General features: G+C 40.2%; 2 protein-coding genes. One reads left to right on the forward strand and one right to left on the reverse strand.

The annotated features are described in order from the left end of the window. The first annotated feature begins 1501 nt into the window (after positions 1 to 1501). Positions 1502 to 2728 (forward strand): IS256 family transposase, encoded by a 1227-nt coding sequence (locus Q0R37_RS15525; RefSeq protein ID WP_294755524.1) that lies wholly within the window; start codon positions 1502 to 1504, stop codon positions 2726 to 2728. On the opposite strand, the gene Q0R37_RS15530 is transcribed toward Q0R37_RS15525, so the two are convergent. Beyond that, positions 2703 to 2914, reverse strand: a 212-nt coding sequence (locus tag Q0R37_RS15530; RefSeq protein WP_294755526.1) for a hypothetical protein, incomplete at its 5' end; no start/stop codon positions are given. The genes Q0R37_RS15525 and Q0R37_RS15530 overlap by 26 nt on opposite strands.

Here is a 2914-nt window from a genome sequence, read left to right on the forward strand (position 1 = left end):
AACAAATAACCCGAGCTTATTTTTGCTGAAGGAAATATTTGCATAAGAAAGTATCCCGTCATCAATATGCAAACTGTTAGCTTCTTGACAAGGAAATTATTTTTGTAGTAGAAACAATTAAATGCGAATTGAGGTGTTGTCAAAATGGTACTATTGACAAATCTTTTTTGGGGCAATAAAAACAGTCTGTTTAGCTTTCAAACTGAAATAATAGCTAAATATTGATGTAAAAACAATATCTATACAAACCTTTTAAGTTTAAAGCGTACGCCGATAAAAGGCATTGCTCTGCAACTCGTTCAATGCACAGTTTCCATTATGAGCTTCGCAGAGCACACATACCATAAAAAAAGGTATATAAGTGCGCCCATAGATCAATGAATGAAAAAAGTTGCAGAGGAAAAAGAAAAATTCACAGTGATAATTGCTACAAGACTTCTTAAAAGTGGACAGAGTTTATGAAGAAAGAAATGCTCATTTTAATTATAGGAGCAGCACTGAGAAAATATAATTTCTATTGATTTGCTCTACAGAAAAAATCTCAGATGAATTGAAAAATGCTGTGTTTGCTGTGTAAGGTGTGTATTTGCCGATTCTGCGTTGGTTGTTTTACACACCTATACACAGCACTGCACAGCAAAGGAACACCCGCCGTGTAAAAAGCTCCGCGATATATAGGAGATTACACACCATGTGCAGCATACACACCGTTTTTGAAATTCATTTTAGTTTTTCAAGCTCTTAAGAATAACAGCGACGTATCACGTACCAGATGTACCACATTTATGAGCTGTTACATTTGATACGTCTGGTACACGGTATATGATCTCGATTTTATGAAAACGCTCTCTTTGAAAAAAGTATTTTTCATCTGAACTTGAAAAATGATGTATTTGGTGTATTCGCTGTATTCACATACGATGTTAAGCCGTTTTTGAATGCCTACTGAATACATTGGAATACACCGACGCTGTATCAGATTTATTTTTGAAGTTTCGGAATACAAGCGATTAGACATCGAATATATCAAATACACCGATTTTGAAATCCATTTCAAATGCTGAGTTGAGAGAGCTTTTTATTTCAAAAAAAGATTACTACGAAAGTGCTAACAGAATACATTTTTCATTTCCAACGGAGTTAGGAATATGATGATTTTCAATGAAAGCTTCTCATGCGATACAGAGAAAAACTGAAAAAGTTTTCGGCTCATTTAGAGTGCTTGGGAGAATAGCAAGCATCGCCAGTGTCAGTACACTTCGGCATTTTCTTCAAAAGCTGTAGTTGCTTTTTCAGAGGGGAGCAAGCATATCAAGTGTACGTACACTTTCGATTTTTTTGAAAAATCGAAACACTTGCAGCTTGCCTTTCTGGGAGATTCCCAAACCCTTTGCCTTTATAATATGTATAAGAACTATAAACTGAGCCTCTGAAAAAAAGTCTGTAAAAAATCAGCTAACTGTGATAAAATAGAATTAATATCACAGGAGGCTGATTTTTTATGGCAAGAAGAAAAAGAGAACCGATGAGTGAGGGAAAGAAGAACATCATAGGAATGCTGCTTGAGGAATACGACATCAAGTCGGCTAAGGATATTGAGGATGCCCTAAAAGACCTTCTCGGCGGCACGATCCAAGAAATGCTTGAGTCCGAAATGAATGAGCATCTTGGATATCAGGAATATGAGCGTTCCGACAATCCCGACTCTCGTAATGGTAAGAAAACCAAGAAGATTCGCGGAAACTTCGGAGAAACTGAAATAGAAGTACCGCAGGATCGTAATGGCAGTTTTGAGCCCAAGGTTGTAAAGAAGCGTCAGAAGGATATCTCAGGCATTGAGCAGAAGATAATAGCTCTGTATGCTAAAGGCATGACCACACGCCAAATAAGCGAAACTATCGAAGATATTTACGGCTTTGAAGTCAGCGACGGTATGGTATCAGATATCACAGACCGCCTTCTTCCACAGATAGAGGACTGGCAGAAGAGGCCGCTTGATGAAGTATATCCGATAGTATTCATCGATGCAGTACACTTCTCAGTACGCGATAACGGACAAATCAGGAAGCTTGCCGCGTATGTGATCCTGGCTGTCAGCATGACAGGCCACAAGGAAGTACTTTCAATACATATCGGTGAAAACGAGAGCGCCAAATACTGGCTTGGCGTCCTGAACGAGCTGAAAAATCGCGGAGTCAAAGATATTCTTGTCATCTGCGCAGACGGTCTCACAGGTATGAAGGGAGCCGTATCAGCAGCTTTTCCGCAAACTGAGCTTCAGCGATGCATCGTTCATCAGGTAAGGAATACACTGAAATACGTCGGAGAGAAGAACAAGAAGGAATTCGCAAACGACCTTAAAACGATATATCATGCACCTTCCGAGGACGCTGCTTTTGAAGCCCTCGACCGTGTTACTGAAAAATGGGAGGATGACTATCCCAACGCTATGAAGAGCTGGTACAAGAACTGGGATGTAATATCGCCGATTTTTAAGTTCTCTTCCGATGTAAGAAAGGTCATTTATACCACCAACGCTATAGAGAGCCTTAACAGCGGCTATCGCCGTCTGAACAAGCAGAGGAGTGTATTTCCGAGCGATACAGCGCTCCTGAAGGCTCTGTATCTTGCAACGCATGAGATAGCTAAGAAATGGACTATGCCGCTGCGAAACTGGGGCAAAGTCCTGGGCGAACTGGAGATCATGTATCCCGACAGGATCGGCTGAGGCGCCGGATATCAGCCTGATTCCATTCCGCTGCGCTCCATTCCAGCAGGCTGATATCCAAAGAACCTTGACAAATTACAGTATCCATTGTATACTGTAAAAAAATCTGAGCGGCTGAATAAAGTCGCTCAGATAATAACGTTTTTATCACAGTTTTTGAATTTACAGAAATTTTTTCGCAGAGCC

The sequence above is a fragment of the uncultured Ruminococcus sp. genome (genome assembly GCF_946415235.1).
In the GTDB taxonomy this organism is placed as follows: domain Bacteria; phylum Bacillota; class Clostridia; order Oscillospirales; family Ruminococcaceae; genus Ruminococcus.

Excerpts from the sequence above, each read along its gene's own strand:
- Q0R37_RS15525 (WP_294755524.1), top strand. The coding sequence starts at position 1,502 with ATGGCAAGAAGAAAAAGAGAACCGATGAGTGAGGGAAAGAAGAACATC.